At 27.2% G+C, this 3,959-nt stretch carries 6 protein-coding genes; 5 read left to right on the top strand and 1 reads right to left on the bottom strand.

The window, feature by feature from the left end:
• The 5 genes from GBG18_RS14755 to GBG18_RS14735 all read left to right on the top strand — a co-directional run.
• On the top strand, positions 1-310 hold a 310-nt coding region (locus tag GBG18_RS14755; RefSeq protein WP_152192302.1), incomplete at its 5' end, for a phosphatase PAP2 family protein.
• Positions 307-678, top strand: coding sequence for a diacylglycerol kinase (locus GBG18_RS14750; protein ID WP_152192300.1), 372 nt, complete (start codon positions 307-309; stop codon positions 676-678). The genes GBG18_RS14755 and GBG18_RS14750, both read left to right, overlap by 4 nt.
• A gap of 66 nt (positions 679-744) precedes the next feature.
• Positions 745-1,278, top strand: coding sequence for a methylated-DNA--[protein]-cysteine S-methyltransferase (locus GBG18_RS14745; RefSeq protein ID WP_152192298.1), 534 nt, complete (start codon positions 745-747; stop codon positions 1,276-1,278).
• Complete coding sequence (locus tag GBG18_RS14740; protein ID WP_152192296.1) at positions 1,275-2,687, top strand: phosphomannomutase/phosphoglucomutase; 1,413 nt, start codon at positions 1,275-1,277, stop codon at positions 2,685-2,687. The genes GBG18_RS14745 and GBG18_RS14740 overlap by 4 nt, the downstream gene beginning before the upstream one ends.
• Positions 2,662-3,381, top strand: coding sequence for a nitrilase-related carbon-nitrogen hydrolase (locus tag GBG18_RS14735; RefSeq protein WP_152192294.1), 720 nt, complete (start codon positions 2,662-2,664; stop codon positions 3,379-3,381). The genes GBG18_RS14740 and GBG18_RS14735 overlap by 26 nt, the downstream gene beginning before the upstream one ends.
• A gap of 188 nt (positions 3,382-3,569) precedes the next feature.
• Here the strand turns inward: GBG18_RS14735 and GBG18_RS14730 are convergent, their stop codons facing one another.
• Entirely contained in the window at positions 3,570-3,779 is a 210-nt protein-coding gene (locus tag GBG18_RS14730) for a hypothetical protein (protein WP_152192292.1), read from the bottom strand.
• Positions 3,780-3,959 lie beyond the last annotated feature (180 nt).

Raw genomic sequence — 3,959 nt, 5'->3', positions numbered from 1 at the left:
ATATCCAGATATAAATCTATTTGATTCCTATCCAGCAGAATATGTACAAAAGAAAAAAATAAAATGTTGGCCAGCAGGACATGCAAGTGGTGGATTTGCACTTCTTTCTTTATTCTTTTTATTTAAAAAACGAATAAATCAGATATATGCACTTAGTTTTGCTTTAACTGTTGGATGGAGTATGGGTACTTATAAAATGCTAATTGGTGACCATTTTTTAAGTCATACAATTATCACAATGCTTATTGCTTGGTTACTAGTTCTAATTATTTATAAAATCATTAATTCTATTGAAAAGGAAAAATATTGAGAAATCAGCCAAAATACAATTTTTTTAAAAATACAACTTATGCGTTAAAAGGTTTAAAAGATTTAATAAAACATGAAACATCTTTTAAAATAGAATTAATAATCACAATAATTCTAATGCCTACACTTTTTATAATAGATGTAACAGTAATTAGTAAACTTCTAATGTTTATTAGTTTAACGGGAATGCTTTTAGCAGAAGCTATAAACAGTGCTATTGAAAGAGTTGTTGACCTTGTAACACTTGAACATCATGAAATGGCAGGTAGGGCAAAAGATGTTGGAAGTACTGTAGTATTTATAAGTATTTTTATATTTGTTGTAACATGGAGTGTGATTTTATATACTCATTTTCAAGATTATATATAATCTAAAAAATATGTAATGTAAAAAAAGCGATTGCATGTTTATTGATAAATATGATAAAATTCCTTCATGAGAGAATATAAATCACAATCCAAAGAAATAATACTAACAACAACTATTGATACCCCCTTAGGTCAAATGTTTGCAGCAGCTTCAAAAAAAGGGATAGTAATGCTTTGCTATTTTACACCTTTTAATATTGAAGCTAGAATTGATACTTTAAAAAAGAGTTTTGATACAGATATCATTCCATCTGAGTGCGAATATTTTGATACATTAAGAACTCAACTAGAAGAGTACTTCAATAAACAAAGAACTTCTTTTGAACTACCTATGCAGCTAGTTGGTTCAACTTTTCAAATACAAGTATGGAAAGAGCTTTTAGATATTCCTTATGGGAAAACTGAAAGCTTTACAAGCTTAGCTTCAAAAATAGATGGTCTTACATCAAAAAAAGCATTAGAGAGTCCACTTGCACAAAATATGTTAAATATAATTGTACCTTGTCATAGAATAAAAAAAGATGATGGAAGCTCAAATGTATATGCAGGTGGAGAAGAGAAAAAAGAATTTTTACTAAATCTTGAAAGAGCAATAAAGTGATATGTAAATCTATTTTTAGACAATATGATATTAGAGGTATTGTTCCAAAAGAGTTAACAAAAGAGAATAGTAAACTAATAGGATATTATTTAGGTTTAGCAATACAAGAAAGAACAAAAGTAATAACTCCTTATATCGTGGTTGGTTATGATATTAGAAAGCATTCTACTATGCTTTTTGAGTCTTTAGTTTCTGGTCTTAATCAATCAGGCTGTAAAATATTAAATATAGGACTTGTTGCAACAGGAGTTAATTACTTTGCTTCATATCAAGAGTTTGAAATTGATGGCAAAACTACAAAACCTCAAGCTTCTATTATGATAACAGGTAGTCACAATGCTAAACAGTACAATGGATTTAAAATCACTATAGAGAATCAACCATATTTTGCAGATGATTTAATAAAATTATATGAAGCAATAAAGAAAAATGAAAATATCAATATACTTGATAATAAAGACTTTATAGAAGTTAATGCAAAGTCTTTATATATAGATTATATGTGTGAGCAATTTAAAGGGCTAAAAAATTTAAAACAGCAGTTTGTAGTAGATTGTGGAAATGGAATGGCAGATACTGTTATAACAGAGATTTTTGATAAACTAAACCTAAACTATAAAGCTTTATATACAAAACCAAATGGAGACTTTCCAAATCATCATCCAGACCCTAGTAATGAAAAAAATTTAGAAGATTTAAAAAGTCATTTAAAAGATGATTGTAATTATGGTTTTGCTTATGATGGAGATGCAGATAGAATTGCTGTATTAACTCAAAAGCATAATATCAAAGGCGATATTTTAGCTTTACTATTTTCAAAGACTATGAAAAACCCTGTTATTATTGGAGAAGTTACATATTCACAAAATGTATTTGATGAGATTAATACTCATGGCACAACTATTATGGATAAAACAGGTTACTCAAATCTTAGATTAAAACTTCAAGAGTTAAATGCAGACTTAGCAGCTGAGGTATCAGGACATATTTTCTTTAATGATAGATATTATGGATTTGATGATGCAATCTATGCAACTTTTAGAGTTTTAGAGTTAATTCAAGGTGGTATGAAAATAGATGAAGAGATAGAAAAGCTTCCAAAAATTTATACAAGCTCAAATATAGAGATTAAAATAGATGAAGATAAGAAATTTTTATTAATGGAAAAAATAGAAGAATCATTGAAGAGACTAAATAGAGACTTTCCTCTAATCAAAGATATATGCAAAGTTGATGGCTTAAGAATTAACTTTGCATATGGATGGGCACTAGTTCGAGCTTCAAATACAAATCCAATCTTAGTAACAAAATATGAAGCAAGTACATTTGCAACAGCTAAAACATATCAAAACTCACTTGAGAAATTAATCCAAAAGGAAATAGATGAACTTAATAGCACTACAAGTTAAAACGAGTCCAGATTTTTTTGCAAACCTAGAGCATATTAAAAAACTGATTTTAGAGTGTCCAGAAGATTCTATTATCTTAGCACCAGAGATTGCTTTAAGCGGCTTTTGTTATGACAGGATGGAAGAAGCATCTGAATTCTCAACTTTTGCTATTAAGCAACTTCAAAAGCTTGCAATAAACAAAACTATTGCATTGACACTAATAACAAAACAAGATGATAAGTTTTTCAATACATTATATATCTTTGACAAGCAAAAGATACTTCATACTCAATCAAAAATAAAGCTTTTTCCTCTAGGAAACGAATTAGATCACTTTGATGCTGGATGTGAAGAGGATATAAAGATTATTGAGATAAATGGATTAAAAGTAGCAACTCTAATATGCTTTGAATTAAGATTTCCTGAACTTTGGCAAAAAGTTGCTGGTGCAGATATTATATTAAATCCTGCAATGTGGGGATTAAAAAGAAAAGATCATTATGAGACTATTTCAAAATCCCTTGCACTTGTAAATCAATGTTTTGTAATTGCAGCAAATAGTGCTGATTTAAATATGGCAAAAGGTAGTGCAATTATTTCTCCATTTGGAAATGTTATTAAGGATGATGAAGAAGAAATTCTAATTGAAAAAATTGATTTAGAAGAGATTTCTAAGGTTCGAAAATATATAAATATTGGATTAAAAATATAAAAAATGATAAAAAACAACTTTTTATTGTAAAAAATACTTTTTCATTTTTAAAATTCTTTTCAGTAAAAATTAAATACTAAGTTTTTATTTTATTTCAAAAAAGTTATTTCAATAATAAAAAATTTATATATAAGATTATTAAGTCAGATTTTTATGAAATTTGAGTTTTGAAAAGTAGATTAGAAAATCTAATCTATTTTCATAGCAGATTTAATATCTTCAAAAGCAACACCGCTTTGTTTAGCTAATAGTGCCATGTTAATGATTCTTACTATATGGTTTGGTATAAATTTATATGTTGTAAAAGTCGTTGCTTTTACACCTATTTCTTCAGCAAAACTTCTTTGTGAAGTAAAGCCAATTTCTTTAATTAGTTTTTTAAATTCTTGTTTTTTCACTATTAATATATCTCGTTAAATGCTTTTTGGAATTATAATCAGGACTAACTAAATAGTAAATTAAAATTGCTCTAAATGTAGTAAATAATAGGTTAAATTTGACAAATTCCTATATTTAATATATAATTCGCGATCTAATTTAAGATAGAATAAAGGAAAACTGTATGAATTTAAAGATTA

It is taken from the genome of Poseidonibacter ostreae (genome assembly GCF_009208075.1).
In the GTDB taxonomy this organism is placed as follows: Bacteria; Campylobacterota; Campylobacteria; order Campylobacterales; family Arcobacteraceae; genus Poseidonibacter; species Poseidonibacter ostreae.
This window is presented reverse-complemented; position numbering and strand designations above follow the sequence as displayed.

What these genes read in the sequence shown, in the direction of transcription:
- GBG18_RS14745 (WP_152192298.1), top strand. Translation starts at nt 745, where the DNA reads ATGAGAGAATATAAATCACAATCCAAAGAAATAATACTAACAACAACT.
- GBG18_RS14735 (WP_152192294.1), top strand. Translation starts at nt 2,662, where the DNA reads ATGAACTTAATAGCACTACAAGTTAAAACGAGTCCAGATTTTTTTGCA.